General features: G+C 39.5%; 18 protein-coding genes, 2 pseudogenes and 1 CRISPR repeat array. Of the genes and pseudogenes, 10 read left to right on the top strand and 10 right to left on the bottom strand.

Translation table 11 applies throughout. The annotated features are described in order from the left end of the window. The first annotated feature begins 24 nt into the window (after positions 1-24). Positions 25-1,431 (top strand): lysophospholipid acyltransferase family protein, encoded by a 1,407-nt coding sequence (locus tag ACFG4S_RS32060; protein WP_392532890.1) that lies wholly within the window; start codon positions 25-27, stop codon positions 1,429-1,431. Between the two features lie 128 nt (positions 1,432-1,559). Here the strand turns inward: ACFG4S_RS32060 and ACFG4S_RS32065 are convergent, their stop codons facing one another. The 3 genes from ACFG4S_RS32065 to ACFG4S_RS32075 all read right to left on the bottom strand — a co-directional run bounded on the left by ACFG4S_RS32065 (position 1,560) and on the right by ACFG4S_RS32075 (position 3,739). Then, a complete protein-coding gene (locus ACFG4S_RS32065; protein WP_392532891.1) occupies positions 1,560-2,627 on the bottom strand; it encodes a WD40 repeat domain-containing protein in 1,068 nt (355 codons plus the stop codon). A gap of 130 nt (positions 2,628-2,757) precedes the next feature. After that, entirely contained in the window at positions 2,758-3,051 is a 294-nt protein-coding gene (locus tag ACFG4S_RS32070; RefSeq protein ID WP_392536132.1) for a hypothetical protein, read from the bottom strand. A gap of 517 nt (positions 3,052-3,568) precedes the next feature. Then, the gene (locus tag ACFG4S_RS32075) at positions 3,569-3,739 is read right to left on the bottom strand and encodes a chlorophyll a/b-binding protein (protein WP_392532892.1); all 171 of its coding nucleotides are present in this window, start codon (positions 3,737-3,739) and stop codon (positions 3,569-3,571) included. A gap of 321 nt (positions 3,740-4,060) precedes the next feature. Between ACFG4S_RS32075 and ald the strand changes: the two genes are divergently transcribed. Continuing rightward, positions 4,061-5,152, top strand: a complete 1,092-nt coding sequence (gene ald / locus ACFG4S_RS32080) for an alanine dehydrogenase (RefSeq protein WP_392532893.1) — start codon at positions 4,061-4,063, stop codon at positions 5,150-5,152. Positions 5,153-5,439: 287 nt separating this feature from the next. Next, positions 5,440-8,569: direct repeats of the CRISPR family, unit length 37 nt; unit sequence ATTGCAATTAAACAAAATCCCTATTAGGGATTGAAAC. Between the two features lie 49 nt (positions 8,570-8,618). On the opposite strand, the gene ACFG4S_RS32085 is transcribed toward ald, so the two are convergent. The 4 genes and pseudogenes from ACFG4S_RS32085 to fni form a co-directional block, all read right to left on the bottom strand. After that, on the bottom strand, positions 8,619-9,173 hold the full coding sequence (locus tag ACFG4S_RS32085) for a Uma2 family endonuclease (RefSeq protein ID WP_392532894.1): 555 nt from the start codon (positions 9,171-9,173) through the stop codon (positions 8,619-8,621). A gap of 73 nt (positions 9,174-9,246) precedes the next feature. Then, the gene (gene dusB, locus ACFG4S_RS32090; RefSeq protein ID WP_392532895.1) at positions 9,247-10,302 is read right to left on the bottom strand and encodes a tRNA dihydrouridine synthase DusB; all 1,056 of its coding nucleotides are present in this window, start codon (positions 10,300-10,302) and stop codon (positions 9,247-9,249) included. A 111-nt stretch (positions 10,303-10,413) separates the two neighbouring features. Continuing rightward, positions 10,414-10,653: pseudogene (locus ACFG4S_RS32095) on the bottom strand (DUF2887 domain-containing protein); the annotation flags it as partial. 316 nt (positions 10,654-10,969) lie between these two features. Continuing rightward, the gene (fni, locus tag ACFG4S_RS32100) at positions 10,970-12,019 is read right to left on the bottom strand and encodes a type 2 isopentenyl-diphosphate Delta-isomerase (protein WP_392532896.1); all 1,050 of its coding nucleotides are present in this window, start codon (positions 12,017-12,019) and stop codon (positions 10,970-10,972) included. Positions 12,020-13,157: 1,138 nt separating this feature from the next. On the opposite strand from fni, the gene ACFG4S_RS32105 reads away from it, so the two are divergent. Both ACFG4S_RS32105 and ACFG4S_RS32110 read left to right on the top strand, forming a co-directional pair. Continuing rightward, complete coding sequence (locus ACFG4S_RS32105) at positions 13,158-14,072, top strand: UbiA family prenyltransferase (protein WP_392532897.1); 915 nt, start codon at positions 13,158-13,160, stop codon at positions 14,070-14,072. Positions 14,073-14,275: 203 nt separating this feature from the next. Continuing rightward, positions 14,276-15,676 carry a cytochrome P450 gene (locus ACFG4S_RS32110; RefSeq protein WP_392532898.1) on the top strand — a complete coding sequence of 467 codons (1,401 nt, stop codon included), beginning with the start codon at positions 14,276-14,278 and terminating at the stop codon, positions 15,674-15,676. A gap of 139 nt (positions 15,677-15,815) precedes the next feature. Here ACFG4S_RS32110 and ACFG4S_RS32115 read toward each other — a convergent pair whose 3' ends face one another. Beyond that, positions 15,816-16,739, bottom strand: a complete 924-nt coding sequence (locus tag ACFG4S_RS32115; protein ID WP_392532899.1) for a DUF928 domain-containing protein — start codon at positions 16,737-16,739, stop codon at positions 15,816-15,818. A gap of 734 nt (positions 16,740-17,473) precedes the next feature. Between ACFG4S_RS32115 and ACFG4S_RS32120 the strand changes: the two genes are divergently transcribed. The 5 genes and pseudogenes from ACFG4S_RS32120 to ACFG4S_RS32140 all read left to right on the top strand — a co-directional run bounded on the left by ACFG4S_RS32120 (position 17,474) and on the right by ACFG4S_RS32140 (position 21,191). Further along, positions 17,474-19,180 carry a Mu transposase C-terminal domain-containing protein gene (locus ACFG4S_RS32120; RefSeq protein WP_392532900.1) on the top strand — a complete coding sequence of 569 codons (1,707 nt, stop codon included), beginning with the start codon at positions 17,474-17,476 and terminating at the stop codon, positions 19,178-19,180. 3 nt (positions 19,181-19,183) lie between these two features. After that, positions 19,184-19,648 (top strand): annotated as a pseudogene (locus tag ACFG4S_RS32125) (TniB family NTP-binding protein). 95 nt (positions 19,649-19,743) lie between these two features. Beyond that, positions 19,744-20,631 (top strand): IS982 family transposase, encoded by an 888-nt coding sequence (locus tag ACFG4S_RS32130; RefSeq protein ID WP_392535975.1) that lies wholly within the window; start codon positions 19,744-19,746, stop codon positions 20,629-20,631. A 39-nt stretch (positions 20,632-20,670) separates the two neighbouring features. Further along, on the top strand, positions 20,671-21,033 hold the full coding sequence (locus ACFG4S_RS32135) for a TniB family NTP-binding protein (RefSeq protein ID WP_392532901.1): 363 nt from the start codon (positions 20,671-20,673) through the stop codon (positions 21,031-21,033). Next, complete coding sequence (locus tag ACFG4S_RS32140) at positions 21,033-21,191, top strand: hypothetical protein (protein ID WP_392536155.1); 159 nt, start codon at positions 21,033-21,035, stop codon at positions 21,189-21,191. The genes ACFG4S_RS32135 and ACFG4S_RS32140 overlap by 1 nt, the downstream gene beginning before the upstream one ends. 19 nt (positions 21,192-21,210) lie before the next feature. Here the strand turns inward: ACFG4S_RS32140 and ACFG4S_RS32145 are convergent, their stop codons facing one another. Together ACFG4S_RS32145 and ACFG4S_RS32150 are read right to left on the bottom strand one after the other, a co-directional pair. Further along, on the bottom strand, positions 21,211-21,618 hold the full coding sequence (locus ACFG4S_RS32145; protein WP_392532902.1) for a hypothetical protein: 408 nt from the start codon (positions 21,616-21,618) through the stop codon (positions 21,211-21,213). A 91-nt stretch (positions 21,619-21,709) separates the two neighbouring features. Further along, the gene (locus ACFG4S_RS32150; RefSeq protein WP_392532903.1) at positions 21,710-22,504 is read right to left on the bottom strand and encodes a hypothetical protein; all 795 of its coding nucleotides are present in this window, start codon (positions 22,502-22,504) and stop codon (positions 21,710-21,712) included. Positions 22,505-22,901: 397 nt separating this feature from the next. Between ACFG4S_RS32150 and ACFG4S_RS32155 the strand changes: the two genes are divergently transcribed. Further along, positions 22,902-23,201, top strand: a complete 300-nt coding sequence (locus ACFG4S_RS32155; RefSeq protein WP_392532904.1) for a hypothetical protein — start codon at positions 22,902-22,904, stop codon at positions 23,199-23,201. Positions 23,202-23,265 lie beyond the last annotated feature (64 nt).

The following is a 23,265-nucleotide window of genomic DNA, read 5'->3' on the forward strand; positions in this document are numbered from 1 at the left end:
TAAAAATACAATCTGGAGAGCGGCTTGCCTAAATCGATTCACTCTACTCAACCACCACTAAAATTTATTCCCCAGCAGTTTAACCCACTGATACTCCAGATTGTTCGGTGGTTACTGCCAATAGGGCTAAGATTCCGCACTCGCCCTTGGTTACCAGCTGGTATTGTCAATATTGAAGCTAAGAATGTTGAAGTATTAGCTGAACTTTATCAACAATTCCAGGCGGGAAAAACTCGCTTTTTGTTGGCATTTCGCCACCCCGAAGTGGAAGATCCCATGTGTATGCTATATTTGCTTTCCCGCATTGTGCCAAAGGTTGCACGTCAGGAAAATATCGAACTCCAATACCCGACTCACAGCTATTTTCTTTACGATCGCGGTATGACGGTTTGGGCTGGAGATTGGCTCGGTTGGCTGTTTTCACGCGTTGGAGGTGTGCCGGTTCATCGCGGTAAACGACTAGATCGCCAAGCCATCCAAACAGCACGGGAGTTATTTGCTAATGGCAAATTTCCCATCGCAGTAGCACCAGAAGGCGGTACTAATGGTCATAGTGGCATTGTTAGCCCCTTAGAACCTGGTGTTTCCCAATTAGGATTCTGGTGTGCAGAAGACTTGCAAAAAGCCAACCGCTCTGAGACAGTTGTAATTGTGCCGATCGCCATTCAGTATCGCTACGTTGACCCACCTTGGTTAAAACTGGATGAGTTATTGACTAAATTGGAAGCTGATAGTGGCTTACCAGTTATGGAAAATCCTCAAGGCGAACGCGAAGAAATTTACTATCAACGCATCTATCGTCTGGGTGAATATCTAATAACTGAAATGGAAGAATTTTACCGTCGCTTCTATCATCAAGATATCCCCAAAACTATTTCAACTGATGAATCTAGTAGCCCTAATGAAGTGTTAATTAATAGACTTCATTGCTTACTCGATAAGTCTTTACAAGTTGCCGAGCAATATTTTGGAGTTCAAGCACAAGGAAATTTCATTGACCGCTGTCGTCGTTTAGAAGAAGCTGGTTGGAATTATATTTATCGGGAAGATTTGCCAAATATTAGTGCTTTACCACGCTTCAAACGCGGTTTAGCAGACTGGATTGCTCAAGAAGCAGACTTGCGAATGCGACATATGCGGATAGTCGAAAGTTTTGTTGCCGTCACGGCTAATTATATCCAAGAGAAACCGACAGCAGAACGGTTTGCAGAGACAACTTTGCTCATCTTTGATATGCTTTCTCGAATTAAAGATACTACACTTCCGGGGCGTCCTCGTTTAGGTTTACGACAGGCGCAAATCACTATAGGAGAACCAATTTCGGTGACTGAACGCTGGAAAAATTCTCAGGGCGATCGCCACGCATCTAGGCAAAGTGCGAGTAATTTAACAAAAGATTTACAAATTGCTTTAGAGAAGATGATTAGTTAATTAACTCACGCAGAATTAATGATAAGTCTTCAACCGAACTTGAGCCGTTGATGGAAAACATCTTTAGCCATTTTGCTATCTCTATATCAGAGTCTCAAAATGAAAATATCCTGTTTTTGGATAAAATTTTATTTACGCTTTGTTGGAATTCCCCAAATCTTTACTACTCGATCGAATCCACCACTTGCAAGAATTTTACCATTTGGACTAAAAGCGATCGCACTTACCCAATCTGTATGTCCATTTAGTGTATTGATTAACTCACCTGAAGTTATATTCCACAACTTAATCCCATCCCTACCAGCACTGGCAAGGGTTTGTCCGTCTGGGTTTATGGCGATCGCATTTACCCAGTTATTATGTCCTATGAGGGTGCGGAGTAGTTCTCCACTATTAACATTCCACACTTTAATGGTGCGATCGCGGCTGGCACTAACTAATGTCTCTCCATCTGGTGTAAAAGTGACACCGCTAACAGCATTAGTATGAGCGACAAATTCACTGATTAATTTACCACTACTCAAATTCCACAGCTTAATTACGCCTTTATTGTCACCACTAGCCAAAGTTTGTCCATCAGGACTAATGGCCACAGAATAAATCAAATTGTTAAAGCGTACTAAAGCACCAAGTGGCCGCTGCTGTTGTAAATCCCATAAGCGAATTCCATCTAAAGCCCCACTAATCAAAACTTTACTATCAGGAGACACCGCTAAAGATAATACGTTACTGGTATGTCCAACAAAAGAACGGGTAAATTTATAATTTTTCAGGTTCCAGAGGTTAATCGTATTGTCATCACTACAACTCACCAGGGTTTGACCATCTGGCGAAATGACTAAAGATTCTACGGCAGATTTGTGTGCTTTGCTAATATCCCCCAACTTTTTGCCGTTTGCGGGATTCCAAATGCGAATTATACCCTCGTTGTCTGCACCTCCACTCAGGAGAATTCTGCTATCTGGACTGAAAACAAGGGATTTAACAGTTCCGGTATGCCCTTTGAGAGTATACAGTAGCTGGAATTTAGCAAAGTTATTGGTAGTTTGGGAGTCTGGTGTTACTTCAATAGCAGCTTCAGCGTGATGAATATAAAACCCTTCCCAGGTAGTTATCAAAAAAGCAACAGCTGCCATAAATGGCAAGATAATACACCTACGGCGAAAATTACCTCCACCTCTTCCCTCACTCCTCACTATTTTTTCTCACTTTTTGAATAGGTATAAGAACAAAGTATTACAAATAAATCTTCTAGAGTTATGAGCAATCGTTCATAACTCATAATTCAGTAGAGGCTAAATACCCTATTACCGCTAACAGCACTTTCTAAATAGATGGTTTTTTCTTAGAAACGCTCAGTATTGGTAAAGCCGTACTAGAAGAACGAGAAGGCAAGTAATGTTGTACTATAGGTTCTTCTGGTAGAGGACGACGCTGTTGGATACGCCACAACTTCCAGCCTAGCGCTATGCCAGCTGTTCCCAAACCAAAAGCGAACAACGACCAGCGATCGTCCAACCCGCCAATTAGGGCATCTACCACTCCCATCGTAATTAATATACTAATTAGTGGTTCTTTTCGGTAGGTTGACTTCAAAAAACGAGGTAATACGGCATTCATCACAGCTTGATTAGTTCCAATTCACTTTTTATGTATATTGACCAAGAATACCTCACCCATATTTTGCCTTTTTTATTCAAGGCAGAAACTAATTTAATTATGACTTTGTTTAGTCGGGGAGGAAGTTTACTCATTAACCCTGTTACATGTGCTAGTTGTAAGTTTAGGATATTTCAATCACTAATTAGGTATTTGCATTCCTCTCTTGGTTATATTCTACGGCAACAATTTACAAATAAATCTAATTAAAGTATTGAGGGCGTAATACCAATTTAACGTGAAGTTGCACATATCTTGATCCCCCTAAATCCCCCTTAAAAAGGGGGACTTTAATAGATGTTTTTCTGGTTCCCCCCTTCTTAAGGGGGGCTAGGGGGGATCGAATTATATGCAGCTTCATAAAAAATTGGTATAAGGACTTTGCTATCAGTTATTCAAAGTCAAAACCAACTGGTTGTTCCAGCTGGTTGAAACTTCTCTAAATACTAGCTTATAATTTGTGTGCTTTTTCGTGGCACTACTTTAGACCCAGCCATGATAACACCCCTTGATTGGTGACGTATTCAATCACCACCATTAAGGCGAAGCCAATCATTGCAGCTCGACCATTCAAGCGCTCAGCATATTCGTTAAAGCCAAACTTAGGCTCTTCTAGTTTAGGCGTAATTGTTGGTTGTGATTGTGTCATTTTTTAGAAACCTCTTTTCGGCAAACGGGACTGAATATGAGCTAATTGCAGTGCTGGAATCACAAGATGACCTGACAATTCAGCAAAAGCTTCCTAAAAAGGAGCTATACAACTGCTCTTTTAATAAATTGTTACTATTCTTTATATATTGTATGAATACTTCGGCAATAGTCAAGAGTAAGAGTTTGGCGCTACTCAGAGAAAATTAAGAAACTTAGAACACAGATTAGCTATCTCTAATACAGCTATCCGCAATAGATCGGTAGCAAGCTTGAGATTGGCAAGCTACAGTTAAACAAAAAAAATTATTAGAGGCGGTATATGGAAATCGGCGTTCCTAAGGAAAATAAGGATCAAGAGTTTCGGGTAGGTTTAAGTCCTTCTAGTGTGCGGGTGCTGCGGGAAAACGGTCATAGTATCTTTGTGCAGACGCAAGCCGGTAATGGTGCTGGATTCACAGATGATGACTACACAAGTGCTGGAGCAGAGATTGTCCCCACAGCAGAGGTAGCCTGGAATCGGGAATTAGTTGTTAAAGTTAAAGAGCCGCTGACATCTGAGTATAATTTTTTGCAGAAAGGACAGATATTATTCACTTATTTACATTTAGCAGCTGATCGCAAATTAACAGAGCATTTAATTGATTCTGGCACAACTGCCATCGCCTACGAAACTGTAGAACAACCAGGCGCTAACAGACTACCACTGCTCACCCCCATGAGCGTGATTGCCGGTCGGCTAGCAGTACAATTTGGGGCGAGATTTCTGGAACGTCAGCAAGGTGGTAGAGGTGTGCTTTTGGGTGGTGTACCTGGAGTCAAGCCAGGTAAAGTAGTAATTCTTGGTGGCGGGGTTGTCGGCACAGAAGCAGCTAAAATTGCTGTGGGTATGGGTGCTAGCGTCCAGATTTTAGATGTGAGTGTGGAGCGGTTATCTTATTTAGAAACATTATTTGGCTCTAGAGTCGAATTCCTTTACAGCAACTCAGCTCATATTGAAGCCGCAGTCAAAGAAGCAGACTTGCTTATTGGTGCAGTGTTAGTACTGGGACGCAGAGCGCCAATATTAGTATCCCGCGAATTGGTTAAACAAATGCGTCCTGGTACGGTAATAGTTGATGTTGCAGTGGATCAAGGCGGTTGCATAGAAACTTTACACCCCACATCCCACACAAATCCGGTATACGTTGAAGAGGGTGTGGTGCATTATGGTGTTCCCAATATGCCTGGCGCAGTACCTTGGACAGCAACCCAGGCACTCAATAACAGTACATTACCTTATGTTGTCCAGTTGGCAAACTTGGGTATTAAGGCACTGGAAGTTAACCCAGCCTTAGCTAAAGGTGTGAATGTCCAGAATCATCGTTTAGTACATCCTGCTGTGCAAGAGGTCTTCCCTGATTTGGTAAATTAAGGCGATCGCTTATTCTAATAGAGTTAGTTATCGCTAATCAGACTAAATTTTCTTGCAAAATGCGCGGATGGGTAGGTGTACAAAATAAGCACGATCAAAAAAGGCTGCAAGCTCAATCTAGACAAGACTTTGAGGGCGATCGCACTTTTAAACCATCCGCGCACCTTATGGAGACTGCTTTTCAGCGATTTGCATCTTGTGCTATGACTATTCCCTGTGTTATCATCGACCCATTCGCGCAACTGAACCTTGAAAACCAAATACAAAAAGGCTTTCAGACGCCAGCTATTGCAATTAAACAAAATCCCTATTAGGGATTGAAACACTAGAAGTGCTACTAAAATATAGCATTCCTGAGGATTGCAATTAAACAAAATCCCTATTAGGGATTGAAACGAATAGCACGATATCGCCATTGTCCTTACTGAACTCGTAAGATTGCAATTAAACAAAATCCCTATTAGGGATTGAAACGTTTGAGATTCTCTGCTTTGACTTTCCATGTACCATTGCAATTAAACAAAATCCCTATTAGGGATTGAAACGGATGAAGTTGATGAGATTTACCCGCCGTCGCGACGCATTGACATTGCAATTAAACAAAATCCCTATTAGGGATTGAAACCTTTTTTAATAACTTCATCTTCATTCAAAATCGTATTGCAATTAAACAAAATCCCTATTAGGGATTGAAACAGGAAGGCAATCGCTTTTCAGAAACGATTACAACGAAATTGCAATTAAACAAAATCCCTATTAGGGATTGAAACCCAATGACAAAGGTCGCTCCTCTACCCAAAAATTGCAATTAAACAAAATCCCTATTAGGGATTGAAACTAATGCTTTGTTTATTTCGCCAATATTTCCAGATAATTGCAATTAAACAAAATCCCTATTAGGGATTGAAACTTCAGTAGCAGCATTGATTGCTGCTTGATATGGTGTTAATTGCAATTAAACAAAATCCCTATTAGGGATTGAAACGAAACTTCAAAAAAAATACATTACCAATAAAATTGCAATTAAACAAAATCCCTATTAGGGATTGAAACATTTCTGGCACTACTTCTGCTGAAGTAGGCACTTCTAATTGCAATTAAACAAAATCCCTATTAGGGATTGAAACTGAGATGTACAAAATCTCGGTAGTCTTCTAATAGTATTGCAATTAAACAAAATCCCTATTAGGGATTGAAACATTTCCCAGTTTGTATTTTGCATTATGGGTTTCCAATTGCAATTAAACAAAATCCCTATTAGGGATTGAAACAGTAGGAGCAACGGTAGGAGTTGGCGTAGGAGTTGCATCAGATTGCAATTAAACAAAATCCCTATTAGGGATTGAAACGCAAGTTGTAGTGGGAATTGCCTCTGCGATCGCATATTGCAATTAAACAAAATCCCTATTAGGGATTGAAACGTTACAAAATCTAAGACTGTTTCATGTTGGAAACGCCGATTGCAATTAAACAAAATCCCTATTAGGGATTGAAACAAACAACGTGCTTTACTTCAAAATGACCCTTACAATATTGCAATTAAACAAAATCCCTATTAGGGATTGAAACGAGTGCTTCCCGTTCGTTGGTGAGCCTTGCCCTTATTGCAATTAAACAAAATCCCTATTAGGGATTGAAACCTAGTTTGGTTGTTGGACACAAATACGCACTTTCTATTGCAATTAAACAAAATCCCTATTAGGGATTGAAACAGGAAAATTATTTTTAAGTAAAATCAAAATTGATGATTGAATTGCAATTAAACAAAATCCCTATTAGGGATTGAAACTTTTATGAACATCGCCCACAACTAGATGACGCGGATTGCAATTAAACAAAATCCCTATTAGGGATTGAAACAGGCAAAGCTCTTTCTCTGATAGCCTGACTAAATTGGGATTGCAATTAAACAAAATCCCTATTAGGGATTGAAACCTTTTTGCTGGCCCATGATTCGGGATATGCAATTGCGTGGATGTGCGATATTGCAATTAAACAAAATCCCTATTAGGGATTGAAACCTTTTTGCTGGTGGTGGTGGCATAGAAGCAGGGATGGTCGAAGATTGCAATTAAACAAAATCCCTATTAGGGATTGAAACAAATGATAACTCTAATTCTGCGATCGCAACTGCTTGGGCTTGCATTGCAATTAAACAAAATCCCTATTAGGGATTGAAACATCAGATATAATCATGCTATGACCTTTGCTAGCATTATTGCAATTAAACAAAATCCCTATTAGGGATTGAAACGTTTTGGTAATGCCAAAGATGGCTATGAATTTGGCTATTGCAATTAAACAAAATCCCTATTAGGGATTGAAACAAGAAGATACGCTCAAAGTCCTGAAAGAGACGCAATTGCAATTAAACAAAATCCCTATTAGGGATTGAAACATCCAAAAGAGTACGATTTAGTTATCAAAAAAGAATTGCAATTAAACAAAATCCCTATTAGGGATTGAAACAAGAAAAGTAAACTCTTCAATGGATGCGGCGATTTGGTATTGCAATTAAACAAAATCCCTATTAGGGATTGAAACACGTCTTTGGGTACTCTTGCTGGTGCGGTAACTACTATTGCAATTAAACAAAATCCCTATTAGGGATTGAAACAACGCTATCCGCTTCTGTACTGCCACGAATCAAAATTGCAATTAAACAAAATCCCTATTAGGGATTGAAACAGATACCGTCCGAAATGCGATCGCTAACTTCGTCCCATTGCAATTAAACAAAATCCCTATTAGGGATTGAAACCCTACTGCGGAGCGAAGTTGTATGCTAGAGCGATCGCTTGATTGCAATTAAACAAAATCCCTATTAGGGATTGAAACGAATAACATTCCTAGCTCCCAAAGAATTCCTAAATATTGCAATTAAACAAAATCCCTATTAGGGATTGAAACACTCTGGGCATCTGTGTAATCAACTTCAAGCTCATATTGCAATTAAACAAAATCCCTATTAGGGATTGAAACTTGCGGGCACTGGCAGCACTCTCAACTGCGAAGATATTGCAATTAAACAAAATCCCTATTAGGGATTGAAACATTGCCAAGCAGCCCCGGCGCGGAAACACCCTAAAATTGCAATTAAACAAAATCCCTATTAGGGATTGAAACCAGAACCGACCATCATCACTTGGCGATCGGCAAGGCATTGCAATTAAACAAAATCCCTATTAGGGATTGAAACAACGTGACCAAAGCTAATAAAAAGCGATCGCACTTGCATTGCAATTAAACAAAATCCCTATTAGGGATTGAAACATCAGTGATGAATTCACCCTTATCATTAACCCTTGTATTGCAATTAAACAAAATCCCTATTAGGGATTGAAACCTTGACTTGATTTCTTTTGGTGAAGAAGGTTTGCATTGCAATTAAACAAAATCCCTATTAGAGTTTGAAACTTTCATAACCAAAAGAATAATGCATAAGTCAATTTAAAATATAAAATTGTTAAGCTAATAATTCGTCTACCGCTACACTAAAACCCAATAATACTTTTTGAGTGCTAACTACATCACCAGCTTTGAACCCCAAAACTTGATTATCAGTGATTATAAAAACTAAGCGACTCTCAGGAAATACTAGCCAAACTTCCTCACAACCAGACTGCAAATATTCCTGTGCTTTTAAAAATACTTCTTCAGCTAAATCTGTGAGTGAAACTATCTCTGCAATTAACGGAAAACTTTGTGGTAAAGTCGGAACATTGCCAAATTGAGTAACCAAATCCGGTGTCAGATATGCCACATCAGGACGACGCCCCTGTTTATATGTACGACAAGGTACTTCAGTGTAAACTTTACCACCTACTTGATTGCAGTTGATGTAACTTCTCCAATAAAAGCTTAGATTAACTTCAATTTCACTATGTTTTAATGTCATTCCTGTTTTTTCTACCAGTTGTCCGTCTACCCATTCCATCCCGTCTGGAGGATTTGCCATGAAATCTTCTAAAGAGTAGATTTCAGGGATAGAGACAATATCGTTATGTTTGGAAACTAACATTGGAAGCCTCCACTTTGATTAGTTAAATATAGAATGTATAGAGTAATAAACGAAATTTTGGTAATATTCATTTCTAAATCATTACCAAATTGTCTTGAGTTTCTTCTTCTAATTCATAACCATTAGCCAATTTAGCGATCGCTTGGTCAAGCATTGCTAAACCTTGATCTACCGTTTCAACTACACTTAATTGTCCTCGGAGTTCGGCAGCGCCAACGAAACCCTTAGCATACCAAGTCATGTGCTTACGGGCTTGACGAACACCGCGATCGCCTTTATACTCCCATAAAGCTTGTAAATGATCTCTGGCACATTCCAACCGTTGAATTGGTGTTGGTGGTGGTAATATTTCCCCAGTTTTTAAGAAGCGATCGATTTCTCCTACCAAAAACGGATAACCCAAAGTTCCACGAGAACACATCACACCATCAGCGCCAGTTTCTTCTAAGCATTTCACTGCTGCTGCAATAGAAAAAATATCCCCATTCCCAATCACTGGAATCGAAAGTACTTCTTTTACACGGGCAATCCATTCCCAACGAGCATTGCCATTGTATCCTTGAGCGCGGGTGCGTCCGTGTACCGTAATCATTTTTGCCCCAGCATCTTCCATCCGTTTAGCAAAATCAAGAATGGTAATTTCTTTGTCATTCCAGCCAATACGGGTTTTCACTGTCACAGGTACATCAACAGCTTTCACAACTTCTCGCACAATAGCTTCTGCTACTTCCGGTTGCCGCAACAACGAAGAACCCCCACCATTTTTAGTGATTTTATTTACCGGACAACCCATATTAATATCAACAGTATCAGCACCTTCTGCAACTGCCTTGATAGCTGCTTCTGCGAGAAAATCTGGACGACAATCAAATAATTGAATGCTAATTGGGCGTTCGTTGGGATCTACCTCCATGATTTTGGGCAACTGTTTAACATAATGCAACCCAGTAGCATTTACCATTTCGGTATACATCATAGAATCTGGCGCATAGCGACGCACCAAGCGGCGAAATACCAAATCTGTTACCCCAGATAGAGGGGACTGAAGAACCCGGCTTTTTACCTCTAAGGAGCCAATTTTTAAGGGGTGGGAAAGTCTAGCTTGGAGAATTGGAGAGAGGTAAATCATATAAAAAATTAAAAATTGTCGGAATGTAAAATAGCCGGAATATTGAGAGTATTTGCGATAAATGCTATTTTTAGGTTAAATATCCTGACTGGAATGCTGTTTTTGGATTTCTTACTGAACCTCCTCTAAACTCAAACCTAGCTCTTTGGCTGTTTCTTCAAAACTCAATCCCAATATCAACAACAAAGGAATCATTCTAAATTTTTCTTGACGCTCTCCATCTTCCTTGCCTTCTTGATAAACTCGCGTCTGCTTTAAATCACTTAACTAAAACATTCCTTCAATCTCCTTTCGGCTCATAATTGGAAACTTGTAAACCAAAATTGTCTCTATTAATTCTAATAGCTGCTCGACAATACGATCGCCCTGCATCCAGTGGAAAAATATCAGCGGGTAGCTGTCCTCGCCCGTCAAGGGAATGTGGTAGCCGTTCGACTCGGCAAGCAGGGTTTTAAAGATTTGGTAAAGTCATCTGGAAGCTAAATGAGTAGCATTTGAGTAGCGACGAAGAAAGAAAATGCTCAAGAGCTTGCAGTACAAGCATTCAACAAGACTGTTTAATAAAGTTATTCATTGGGCATGGGGCACTTGTACTGAGCGAAGCCGAAGTATTGGTCAGTGGTCATTCAGAAATGATAAAGAACAAATGACTAATGACCTACTTAATTTATTCTATGCGCTGTAAACTATCAGAGTGCTTTAACTGATACAAAGTGGTGTTGCCAGTGCAAAATAATACTGTGGTGATTTCCGCAATCAGCACTTGTGCCAGTTCTGCAACTGCTGTCTCTGATACTGCTGCTGCTTTCAGGAAGGGCATTGCGAAACCAGCGATATCTGCTCCTAAAGCGATCGCTACAGCTGCATCGAGTCCATGACGCAAGCCTCCTGAGGCAATTAAGGGCACATCTGGGGCGATCGCTCGAATACTTCTAATGCACTCTGCTGTTGGTAAACCCCAATCGGCAAATGTCTTTCCTAAGCGACGTTGCAAGGCATTTTCTGCTCGTTCGCTTTCTACTTTCGCCCAGGAAGTACCACCGGCACCAGCGACATCAATGGCACTGATTCCAGCTTCTATGAGTTTCTTGGCGATCGCCGCTGAAATGCCATTACCCACTTCTTTGGCAATTACTGGCACTGGCATTTTAAAACATAGTTTTGCAATCTTGTCAATTAATCCCTTAAAATTAGTATCACCTTTAGGTTGAATGCATTCTTGTAGAGGGTTAATGTGTAAAATCAATGCATCAGCCTCTAGAATATCAACTACCCGCAAACATTCATCTAACCCGTATTTATAGTTAAGTTGCACAGCGCCCAAGTTGGCAAATAGCAAAACATCGGGGGCATACTTGCGGACAGCAAAAGTATCAGCTACCTGGGGTTTTTCTACTGCTACTCGCTGTGAACCGACACCCATTGCAATTCTATAGTATTGGGCAACTTCGGCTAAACGTTGGTTAATGATTCCTGCTTGTTCGGTTCCTCCCGTCATCGAAGAAATTAACAAAGGTGCGCCGAGGTCTTTACCTAAGAAAGTCGTACTGATATCAATGTCGCTGTGGTCTATTTCGGGTAAGCAACAATGAGTGAAACGATAGCGTTCCATTCCATTGGTGACTTCGTGACATTGAACATCTTCTTCTAGGCAGATGCGAATGTGATCGGCTTTGCGATTTTGAGTTTGTACGGAGACGTTGGTAGGGGAATTCACTGGTAGATTATGACTTAAAGTATATTCTTACATTGTGACAGTCTCAAGTATCCAATGGCACAGAATTAGTTGCTTTCAGAAGGCAGATTAGTTTCTCAATTTTCCCTAACTACTTCTCCTCAAGGGGATGGAAACACAAAAATGCGGTATGAACCGATCGATCTAATTTAAAGTGTAATCAACCTTAAACACTTGATTGCTATGCCATTTTGCTACGTATACTTCCTGGAATTTGCGATCGCTAATATTGATTGAGAATGAACAAAAAAAGCACAGAAATTTATTTAAGAAAACTCCTATTTTATTTATTTTATAAGTCCTTATAAAAGCACAGAACAGAATAGTAAAAGTTTCAGAATTTTTCCGAAATTGCGAGCCTATCCACATATGGGTTAATTTTACTCGTTCATTATTTAACACCAAAAATTTTATTTATCTCTAAATATTCATTTCCAGGCTATTTATCCATCTAAGAAGAATAATCTAAAATTTAGTAACCAATAAGTAATTTCACAAAACAACAATGTAATATATATTACCTTATAGATATTTTACTTGTAAAGTAATAATTATGAGTAATTACGGATATTTTTTTTGAAAAAAATTAATAATATTAAATAGATAGGCTTAATGCCAAACAGCTGCTTGTTAAGTAACACAATCATCGCTATTAAATTTAGACAAGACAGCAGTTATTGATCTAGTGAGGTATGTTTTCAAAGCTATTAAACATGGTACAAAAAAATTAGGATGTAATTCAGGTGCTTAGAAAAGACGATCGCTTGTTTAAATAATTATGTCTGAAAAGGTTAAGCTTTGAAGTTTTAGCCTCAATATGGCAGATTTATTCTCCTATCATTCATCATTTTCCCACTAGACATTTTGATTAATCATATATGTCTTAATACCAATTCTGTATGAATATGCATACATACCAATAACCCATAGTCTGATACATCTCCTCGAACTCGTGGGGAATTTGGGAGAGGTTAACATAATGTGCAAATTCACAGAGAATTGGTATCAATAAGCATTTGTTAGTTAGAAGAAATCTATCTCTAATCAATCATACTTAAAAATCCTAGAGACCCTACTTACAATTAACACTACTTTAAGTTTAAGTCGAGAAATATAGTTGATGAATACACCAACAAAAGCCTTAACTTCAAGACTATTTGTACTAATCCACATTTACGATCGTTTGCTGCACGAAGTATTTATAATGTGGCAATTCATCTGGCGTGATTCTTCAAGCGCTTTGATACCTGGATTACTATTTTTACTAGCTGCTTGTAAAGTTAACTTATTCTCTTTAAATGAATTACCTTTGCAAATCGGCCGCGGCATTATTTATTTTTGGTTGTATCTTTTATCCTTTTGTATCGCCAACCAAATTATTGGCATAGAAGAGGATAAGCTTAATAAACCTAATCGCCCCCTTGTTATAGGACTTGTTTCTCCTCGTGGAGCTTTTATCAGGTGGGTTTTAAGCATGATTGCATTTTCGCTTGTAGGATGGTGGTTTGGAGTTTTAGAGTGGGCATTACTCTGGGAAATCTGCATTATTCTGAATAACTTTGGCAGTTGGGACAAGCACTGGATTAGCAAAAATATAATCATGGGATTCGGCACAGTTGCTCAACTTGCAGCCGCTTTCCAATTAGTAGCGCCTCTGTCTCCTATTGCATGGCGTTGGATATTAATGTTGGCTGGTGTGTGGCTAACTATATCCGCTGTTCAGGATCTCCGAGATATTGAAGGCGATCGCGCTATTGGTCGAAACACAATGCCAATTGCTTTTGGAGAAACTGCAAGTCGAGTAATACTGAGTTTAGGCTTTGGATTATTGCCATTTGCTACTCATCTATTATTAATGATGCCTGTAGGAACAACAGTAAAAGTATTACTGTGTGATATTGGTCTTGCCGTTTTGAGTTTGACAGTTGCAGTACGTATTATCTTTTATCGTTCTCCACAGTCAGATCATCACACTTATATGCTATTTACCTACTGGTTTTGTCTAACCCTAGTTAGTGCAATCTTGATTTTGTAACCTTACTCTCTTAGTACTAGTAGTCTGCCAACCCAAAATTGCTAGGTTTGGACCGGGAAAAGGGGACTGGGGTCGGGGGAAGGAATTAAAACCTTTTCCCTTTTCCCCTTACCCTTTACCCCGCCAAGTTTCCTTGGCGAACTACTAGTAATACTTCAAAAGAAAGAAACAAAACATTTAGCAAAATTTCTGGATAACATTAAATGCAACTACCTAATCGTCTGAAAACTCCCTCTATTTTACAAAAGCTTCAATGGATTATTGATCCTGTTAAGTATATGGAAAGCGCCGTCCAAAAATATCCTGATATTTTCACTGGTGAAGTGATTGGTTTCGGCGATACCTTGGTATTCATAAATGATCCCCAAGCAATAAAAGAAATTTTAACCAACGATAAAAAGAAGTTTGTAGCCTCCAGTAAAGAGAATGGAATTTTGCAACCCATAGTAGGTGACCATTCACTAATGATGTTGGATGGTGAGTATCATAAACAGCGACGACAATTGTTGATGCCCTGTTTTCATGGAGAACGGATGCGGGCTTATGGTCAGCTAATTATTCATCTGACAGAAAATATCTTTAGTCCGTTACCCTTAAACAAGCCCTTGTCTGCACATTCTGCAATGCAAGAAATTTCCTTGCAAGTTATATTACAGGCTGTTTTTGGTTTTTATGAAGGAGAACGTTGTCAACAACTCAAGTATTTAATACCAAACTTAGTTATGGAGTTGTTTCGATCTCCATTGATTTCTAGCTTTCTGTTTTTTCGCTTCCTGCAACAGGATTTAGGATCTTTGACACCTTGGGGAAAATTTCTACGCTTAAGAGAGCAAGTTGATGAATTGCTTTATGCAGAAATTGCTGAACGTCGGCAGAATCTTCTTCCAGATCGGATTGATCTTCTTTCCTTGCTGATGTCAGCAAAGGATGCAACTGCTGAAGGAATGACAGATCCGGAGTTGCGCGATGAATTGATTAACTTAATGGTTTCCGGGCATGAAACTACAGCAACAGCAATTGCTTGGGGATTATATTGGATTCTCAAAAAGCCAAAAGTCTATGAAAGAGTTCTCGACGAACTCGATAGCTTGGGTGATTCTCCAGACCCCATGAAAATTTTCCAGTTACCTTATCTCACGGCTGTCTGTAATGAAACTATGCGGATTTATCCTATAGGGATAATGACACTTCCCAGGGTTGTGCAAGAACCAGTTGAAATACTAGGACATCAGTTAGAACCTGGTACAAAAGTTATTGGCTGTATTTATCTTGCTCATCAACGTCCAGATTTATATCCGCAACCTAAGGAGTTTAAACCAGAGCGCTTTCTAGAACGGCAATTTTCTCCCTATGAATTTCTGCCCTTTGGTGGTGGCGCCCGTGGTTGTATTGGTCAGGCTTTAGCTACATTAGAAATAAAGTTAGTATTAGCAACAATAATCTCTAAGTATCAAATGGTACTGGCAGATCAACACCCAGAGAAACCTAAACGTAGAGGTGTTGTGGTTGGACCTGGAAATGGTGTCAAGATAGTAATTACAGGGCAGCGGATACGTCAACAGTCTCCAACTGCTATGGTAACTACACCAAACTTATTAGTCTGAGACTTTTTCACCAAAATAGTAAACTTGTCTTTGTTCGTGTAGCATCTCCAAGAGTGATGGAAGAGCGATATCGATCGCAAATTGAAGGTTAAAAAACCCAGCTTTTACATCAAAACCGGATTTTTTAGTAATGGTTAATTTATTTCTGAACAGTACAACAGGGTAACAAAGGCTTGTTTGCAACTTGTTTAATGTCTACTGAATTTAACAAATCTTCCCAATATTTCTCCACTTCGGGATCGTTAGGACGTTGACGCCTTAAAATAGCTAAAGTTCTCAGAGCATCTTCCCAAAATCCAGCGGTGGCAAACAAAACTGCCCGATCTAAGTCTGTGTTTGGTTGTTGTAGCTGAAGGGATAGATTTTCGTCTTGCGATCGCACTATTGTACCTTCTACATATGAGTCTTTATCGGGGTTAAGAGGATCGCAACTCATTGAAAAAACCCAACTATATTCTTTGCCGATTTGGAGAGATGACTGATCGGTAGGTACAGTCACACTAACAATACCATTTTGTCCAATAGGTTTGAAAGTTGCTTTATACAATGGGTCAATACTCTTATCATCCCGCAAAACAAATTTTAGTGCTTGTAGTGTTGCAGAAGTTTGAGGAATGTAGAAGAAAAATGTAGGATGTTCTGCTGTAGTTCGTTGAGCTTCCTCATCTGTCGGTGTCAGAGGAATGATAGATTCTTCAATTTTTTTAAAGCAACTTCCCCGTGTTCCTGCCGATCTCACTCTACCAGGTTTACCAGGGACGAAGGCGATACGATTTCTGCTACTGCCACGTTGAATGTAACTTGTAACATTTCTAATTGCAGCAGTGGCATACCTATCTCCAGGACGTAATCGTTCTGCTTGCTGAAAATATCCTAAAGCTTTTCGATAGTTTCTTCGTTTGGTTTCATTATAACCAAGTTGCATATATTGAGTATAAGCAGCTTTAGATTGTGCCAGTTGATAAACTGATTCTGTTGCTAAGACCTGAGTCATACTTACAGTTTCTAAGGGCAGAAATGCTAAAGCAGCAAGTAGATAACTTGCCCAAAATCGATGTTTCATGATATCCATATCCAGTTGTAGTACATTGGTTGGGTTTATATAATACAATAGCCTAAGCTTGACAGCGAGAAAGCTTTATGTGTGCTACTTTGTGGGCGGACTGAAGTAGCTTTCTAAGGAAATATCAAAAAATGATGAAAAAGCGATACCTGCGGAAAGCTACGCTAACGCACCTTTCAGTTCTAACTTTACAGGTTTAAGCGATCGCTCCATGAAACTCAATTCTGACGACTGACGCCAATATTGCTATTTTGATAAATTAAACTTGCTATCAGAATCATTAATTGGTCAGCACGCAATACTTTTCGGGTTAAGGGGGAAAGGGGAAAGGGAAAGGGTTTGAATTTCCCTTTCCCCATTACCCTTTAACCTTTCCCCAGACCAAAAGAGACATTATTGGGTTTAACCGAAAAGTATTGGGTCAGCACAGACAAATAATTAGTTAATTGACGATATTACTGTACATTAACTAATTATTTGTCAATTTAACAAAATATTGTCATAAAATTAAAAATACCTAAACCCCTGATATAGCAAGGATTATATCAGGAGTTTTGCTATTGAAGACCCTAATACCCCTCCAAGTCAGTATTAACAAACTAGATGTCAAATAGCTGAAATTTCGCATTTTAATTGTCACTTCCCAGAAACCTGAAAAATATGGTTTTGCATAAATTAACAAATTATTTGTCACCAAACTAGTATAGTACAACTATGTTTTAATAAAACATAGTATGCAAAATACAGAATCTTCTACAAGTTGGGCAAGCTCCGCAGATGTTAATAACAATCTTGCTGAAGCAAACGTTATTGTTTCTAAACTTTCAGATGAAGCTTTGCTGAAAATGGAGGTGATTCAAAATCTTTTAGACAATAGCGATCGCACTACATATACTCAAAAGCTCAAGGAAGCGGCAGAAAAGCTTGGTAAATCAGTACGTACAGTGCGACGGCTGGTAGATAAATGGGAACAGGAAGGTTTGGCTGGACTGGCGCAGAATCAACGGATGGATAAAGGGAAGCATCGAGTTGATGAAGACTGGCAAGAGTTTGTATTGAAAACTTATAAGGAGGGTAATAAGGGAAGTAAAAGGATGACTCGCCAGCAGGTATTTATTAGAGTGAAGGCGAGAGCAGACGAACTGGGAGTTAAGCCTCCTTCCCACATGACGGTTTACCGGATTTTGCAACCGTTAATAGATAAAATTGAGCAAGCTAAAAGTATTCGTAGTCCGGGTTGGGGTGGTTCGCGGCTATCAGTTCAAACCCGTGATGGAAAAGATTTACAAATAGAACACAGTAACCAAGTTTGGCAGTGCGACCACACCCTTGTTGATGTTTTATTAGTAGACCAGCATGGCAAAATTCTAAGTCGTCCTTGGTTAACAACGGTTATTGATAGCTATTCGCGTTGCATTATGGGGATTAACTTGGGCTACGATGCACCAAGTTCTCAAGTTGTAGCTTTAGCGTTACGTCATGCAATTTTGCCCAAGCAATATGGTTCAGAATATGGGCTTAATGAACAATGGGGTACTTCTGGTTTACCGCAACACTTTTATACAGATGGGGGTAAAGATTTTCGTTCCAACCATTTGCAGCAAATAGGAGTGCAGTTAGGGTTTGTTTGTCATTTGCGCGATCGCCCATCTGAAGGTGGTAGTGTTGAGCGCCCGTTTAAAACTCTAAATACAGAATTATTCTCAACTTTACAAGGATATACAGGTTCAAACGTTCAAGAGCGACCAGAGGAAGCGGAGAAAGAAGCTTGCTTAACGTTGCGGCAGTTAGAGCAAATGTTGGTGCGTTACATCGTTGATAACTATAACCAGCGACTTGATGCTCGAATGGGCGACCAGACAAGATTTAAACGCTGGGAATCTGGTTTAATTGCTGCACCCGATTTACTTTCCGAGAGGGATTTGGATATTTGCTTAATGAAGCAAACACGGCGACAAATTCAACGCGGGGGATATCTGCAATTTGAAAACTTGATGTATAGAGGTGAACTCTTAGCGGGTTATGCGGGGGAAAGTGTTGTGTTGCGATATGACCCCAGAGACATCACAACGGTTTTGGTTTATCGCATAGAAGGGGATAAAGAAGTATTTATTGCTCGTGCTTATGCTCAAGATTTGGAGACAGAGGAACTATCTCTAGATGAAGCAAAAGCTAGTAGCCGTAAGGTCAGAGAAGCGGGTAAGGCTGTGAGCAATCGCTCAATTTTGGCTGAAGTTAGAGAACGCGAAACATTCCAAACTCAAAAGAAAACTAAAAAAGAGCGTCAGAAAGTAGAACAGGCTGAGGTCAAAAAATCTAAACAACTTATACCTGTTGAGTCAGAGTCATCAGTAGAAGCGGTATCTATTGATAGCGAACCTGAGCCAGAGATGCCGGAAGTTTTTGATTACGAACAAATGCGTGAAGATTACGGATTTTAGAAAATGACTTTACAAGAAGCGCAAGCAATCGCCCAACAATTGGGTGATATTCCCGTTAATAGTGAAAAATTACAGGCGGAGATTCAACGATTAAATCGTAAAGGTTTTGTCCCGCTTGAACAAGTGCAAATTCTTCATGATTGGTTGGAAGGAAAGCGCCAATCAAGACAATCTGGGCGTGTTGTAGGTGAGTCGAGAACGGGAAAAACAATGGGTTGTGATGCCTATAGACTTAGGAATAAACCCTCTCAAGTTGCAGGAAAACCCCCAACTGTACCTGTAGCTTATATCCAAATTCCCTAGGAGTGTGGTGCTAAAGAATTCTTTGGGGTAATTATGGAGCATTTAAAATATCAAGTAACTAAAGGAACAGTGGCAGAAATTCGAGATAGAACACTGCGGGTTCTTAAAGGTTGCGGCGTGGAGATGTTGATTATTGATGAAGCTGACCGCTTTAAGCCGACGTGAGTTCGACGGGCTGAATTGACCATAGTTACTGGTTAGGGCTTCAATAAAAGAGGTGGCGATCGTGTAATACTGTTATGGCGTATCTACAATCTCGCTTGGATATCACAAACGTTTTTTGCGACTTAGACGACTTCTGCCAAATTTTTGAATCAGGATGGAAGGAAGCACACCTACCGCAGATGGCAGGAGAGAAATTAAGCAAGTGTCGAATGTGTTTGAGCGAGATCATGACTATCGTCATTGCATTTCATGGATCTGGGTATCGCACATTTAAAGATTTTTATACATTGCAAGTTCTACCTCATTGGAAGAATGCCTTCCCGAATCTAGTCAGCTACAACCGATTTGTTGAAATCATGCCTTGGAGTCTAATGGCATTGTGTTGTTATCTACACAGCCGTCGAGGAAATACTACTGGGATTAGTTTCATTGATTCAACTCCGATTAGTGTTTGCCATAAGTGTCGTGCAACCTCACACAAGGTATTTAAGGAATATGCTCATTGGGGTAAGAATTCTGTTGATTGGTATTTTGGTTTCAAATTACACCTAATTATCAATGAACAGGGGGAATTAATCGCTTTTAAACTGACCTCAGCTAATGTTGACGACCGTGCGCCAGTTCCAGATATGACACAAAATATTGTTGGTAAATTGTTCGGTGATCGAGGTTATATTTCACACAAACTTTTTGAGGAGCTTTACGAGCGAGGTTTACAGCTAATCACAAAGCTCAAAAAAAATATGAAAAATAAGTTGGTTCCCTTGATGGATAAAATCTTGCTCCGTAAGCGGGCTGTAATTGAGTCGGTCAATGACCAACTTAAGAACATTTGCCAAGTCGAACACTCAAGACACCGCAGTGTACTCAATTTTATGGTTAACCTTTTAGCTGGACTGGTCGCTTACACCTACCAAGAGAAAAAACCTTCTTTAGATATTAACCCTAAAGGTTTACCTGCTTTGCCTGCTGCGGCTTTTTAGGTTCGTCGAACTCACGTTAAGCCGAAAACTTTTGCGGAAGTGCGTGATATCTTTGACAGGTTAGAAATAGCAGTGATTTTGGTAGGAACTGATCGCTTAGATGCAGTGATTAAGCGGGATGAGCAGGTTTACAACCGTTTTCGGTCTTGTCACCGTTTTGGAAAGATGTCAGGGGAAGATTTTAAGCGAACGGTGGATATTTGGGAGAAACAAATACTGAGATTGCCAGTTGCTTCCAACCTTTCCAGTAAAACGATGTTGAAGACGTTAGGGGAAGCAACTGGAGGTTATATCGGTTTGATGGATATGATTCTCCGAGAGACTGCAATTCGGGCTTTAAAAAAAGGACTGCAAAAAATTGACTTGGAAACTTTGAAGGAAGTAGCTGCTGAGTACAAGTAATGGAAGTGGAAAATATTAAGCCTTGGCTGTTTAGAGTTCAACCATATCAAGGAGAAAGCCTAAGTCATTTTTTGGGACGCTTTCGACGGGCAAATGATTTAACCCCTACTGGGTTAGGTAAAGCCGCAGGGCTTGGAGGTAGGGTGTTGACTTTGTGAGAAATTAGCCCAAAAATTTTCATGCAATTTCTGTGTCGTTATTTGGCATAGATTGACCGAAAACTTGATCGGACCAAGCTTCAAGATCAATATACCGAACTGTTTCCAAGGCAAGTTTTACAACAGATCCTGTCAACTTCATAGTAGATAAAGAAATGCTCAAAATCATCTGACCTATCTGTTTAAGAGGACATCGAGAAGAAAACTGTTTATATTTGCCAAAAAGCGATTCAATTACATCAGAAGTAGCAAGGATTGTCTGTTCTGAATGAATTTTAGAACTTTCAATTGTCAAATAATCTATAATTTTTAGTTGGAAATTAACTAGAGAATTGGCTCCTATAGTTAATTGCTGTAACTTCAAGACGCTGCTTAATTTTTGATTCAGCCCACAAGTTTTAAGGTGAGTCTCTACAGTTCGAGTCATTTGAACCATTTGGCTCCAAATACTAAGCGGCTCTTGATAATTGATTAACCATCCTAATTTGGATTTTAATTTTTGCCTCAAAATGGCAGGTTCAATATTTGGTACCAGTTCTACCCTGTATGTCTATTGGAGAATCTAAAAGTTTAATAGCCCAATTAATTAGCCTTTCGATATTGAAATAACGACATTGAGAACGTTGAGATGGTGGAGATAAAAAAGATAGCTCTGTTTGTTGTAGTTGTTGTCGGCATCGTGTACATTGCTCGATGAAAGACTGATATTTTTCATCGGCTACTAGCTCATGCTTGAGCAGTAAAGCCATTGCATGAGTCACATCATACGTGTAAATCACTTCTGGATAATTCTCTTGGTACAGCTTGATACCTTTTTGGATATCACTGCCGCGATCAGCTATTATTTGTAATGGACGACCAACTTTTGAAGTTAGCTCAGAGAGCTTCTGCGATATGTATTCTCCCTTAGTGGAGTACATAATTTCCAATGCAAGAAGTTCTATATCTTGATGTCCTAATCCTCGTTTTAAAGGAAAAATTTCTGATTCAAGTAGTTGTTGTGGAACCCCCAAAATTACCAGAGCTTTTTCTGCCCCTAGTTCTACAGTCAAATCTACAATAAAGATCCAATCACTTCGATATTCTTTTTCTCTATTGAGTTCGTACAGACCAATTCGCCCTAACCATTTTCTAATACTACTAAAGCTTGGAGTACCCTGGTTACAAAAATCAGCGTACAATTCAAAAGTCTTTTCGACTCCTCGCAAACTACTACCGCACTTGATAACTTGTTCTAATGATATTTGAATTGTTTCGACTGAATAATGATGTCCCTTCGCTACCTTGTTAAGAGCCTGTCCACTTGTTTGCAACTTAGTTAGAGTGTTTGAAATTAACTCAACTCTTTTTTTTTCCCTCGCTCGTCTCGATGTTCTGTTTGAGTAGCTTTGATTCAGCAATTTTTGCTCTGCTTTTCCAATAGTCTCGTGAGGTTGATAAATCTCTGACTTTTATTTCTAATGCTCTGAGTTTTTTCTGTTTTTCCAAAGCTCTCTCTTTCCAATTGTCTCGACCATTGCGAAACAATCTTGCTAATCGGCTGGTTGGGCTTTTAAACTCTTGCATTAACTTCTATGCAGCTACGTACTTCTTGCATGAAAATTTACCACTTTAAAACCCTCAGAGTCAACACCCTAGCTTGGAGGTGCGATCGCTCGTTGGGAAAAGTTTCGCTTTAATCCCCCACCGTCTCGGCAGCAGTTGGAAGCATTGGCTGTTGTAGTGGGGGTTGATGTCGATAGCTTAGTGCAGATGTTGCCACCTGTTGGGGTGGGAATGAAAATGGAGCCGATTCGGTTATGTGCTGCTTGTTATATCGAGTCGCCTTGTCACAAAATTGAGTGGCAGTTTAAAGTGACTCAAGGGTGTCCGCATCATAATTTAAGTCTGCTGTCTGAATGTCCTAATTGCGGAGCTAGGTTTAAAGTCCCGGCGTTTTGGGTTGATGCTTGGTGTCAAAGGTGTTTTACGCCGTTTGGGAAAATGGTAGAACGTCAGAAAATAATTTAGGATATCGAGAGTGATCGCCCTACGAACATTATCTATAGCAAAAATGCTATAACCCTTTACTAAC

This window comes from Nostoc sp. C117 (assembly GCF_043099735.1).
In the GTDB taxonomy this organism is placed as follows: Bacteria; Cyanobacteriota; Cyanobacteriia; order Cyanobacteriales; family Nostocaceae; genus Nostoc.

Excerpts from the sequence above, each read along its gene's own strand:
- ACFG4S_RS32070 (WP_392536132.1), bottom strand. The coding sequence starts at position 3,051 with ATGAATGCCGTATTACCTCGTTTTTTGAAGTCAACCTACCGAAAAGAA.
- ACFG4S_RS32075 (WP_392532892.1), bottom strand. The coding sequence starts at position 3,739 with ATGACACAATCACAACCAACAATTACGCCTAAACTAGAAGAGCCTAAG.
- ald (WP_392532893.1), top strand. The coding sequence starts at position 4,061 with ATGGAAATCGGCGTTCCTAAGGAAAATAAGGATCAAGAGTTTCGGGTA.
- ACFG4S_RS32085 (WP_392532894.1), bottom strand. The coding sequence starts at position 9,173 with ATGTTAGTTTCCAAACATAACGATATTGTCTCTATCCCTGAAATCTAC.
- dusB (WP_392532895.1), bottom strand. The coding sequence starts at position 10,302 with ATGATTTACCTCTCTCCAATTCTCCAAGCTAGACTTTCCCACCCCTTA.
- ACFG4S_RS32105 (WP_392532897.1), top strand. The coding sequence starts at position 13,158 with ATGAATACACCAACAAAAGCCTTAACTTCAAGACTATTTGTACTAATC.
- ACFG4S_RS32110 (WP_392532898.1), top strand. The coding sequence starts at position 14,276 with ATGCAACTACCTAATCGTCTGAAAACTCCCTCTATTTTACAAAAGCTT.
- ACFG4S_RS32115 (WP_392532899.1), bottom strand. The coding sequence starts at position 16,739 with ATGAAACATCGATTTTGGGCAAGTTATCTACTTGCTGCTTTAGCATTT.
- ACFG4S_RS32120 (WP_392532900.1), top strand. The coding sequence starts at position 17,474 with ATGCAAAATACAGAATCTTCTACAAGTTGGGCAAGCTCCGCAGATGTT.
- ACFG4S_RS32140 (WP_392536155.1), top strand. The coding sequence starts at position 21,033 with ATGGAAGTGGAAAATATTAAGCCTTGGCTGTTTAGAGTTCAACCATAT.
- ACFG4S_RS32145 (WP_392532902.1), bottom strand. The coding sequence starts at position 21,618 with ATGACTCGAACTGTAGAGACTCACCTTAAAACTTGTGGGCTGAATCAA.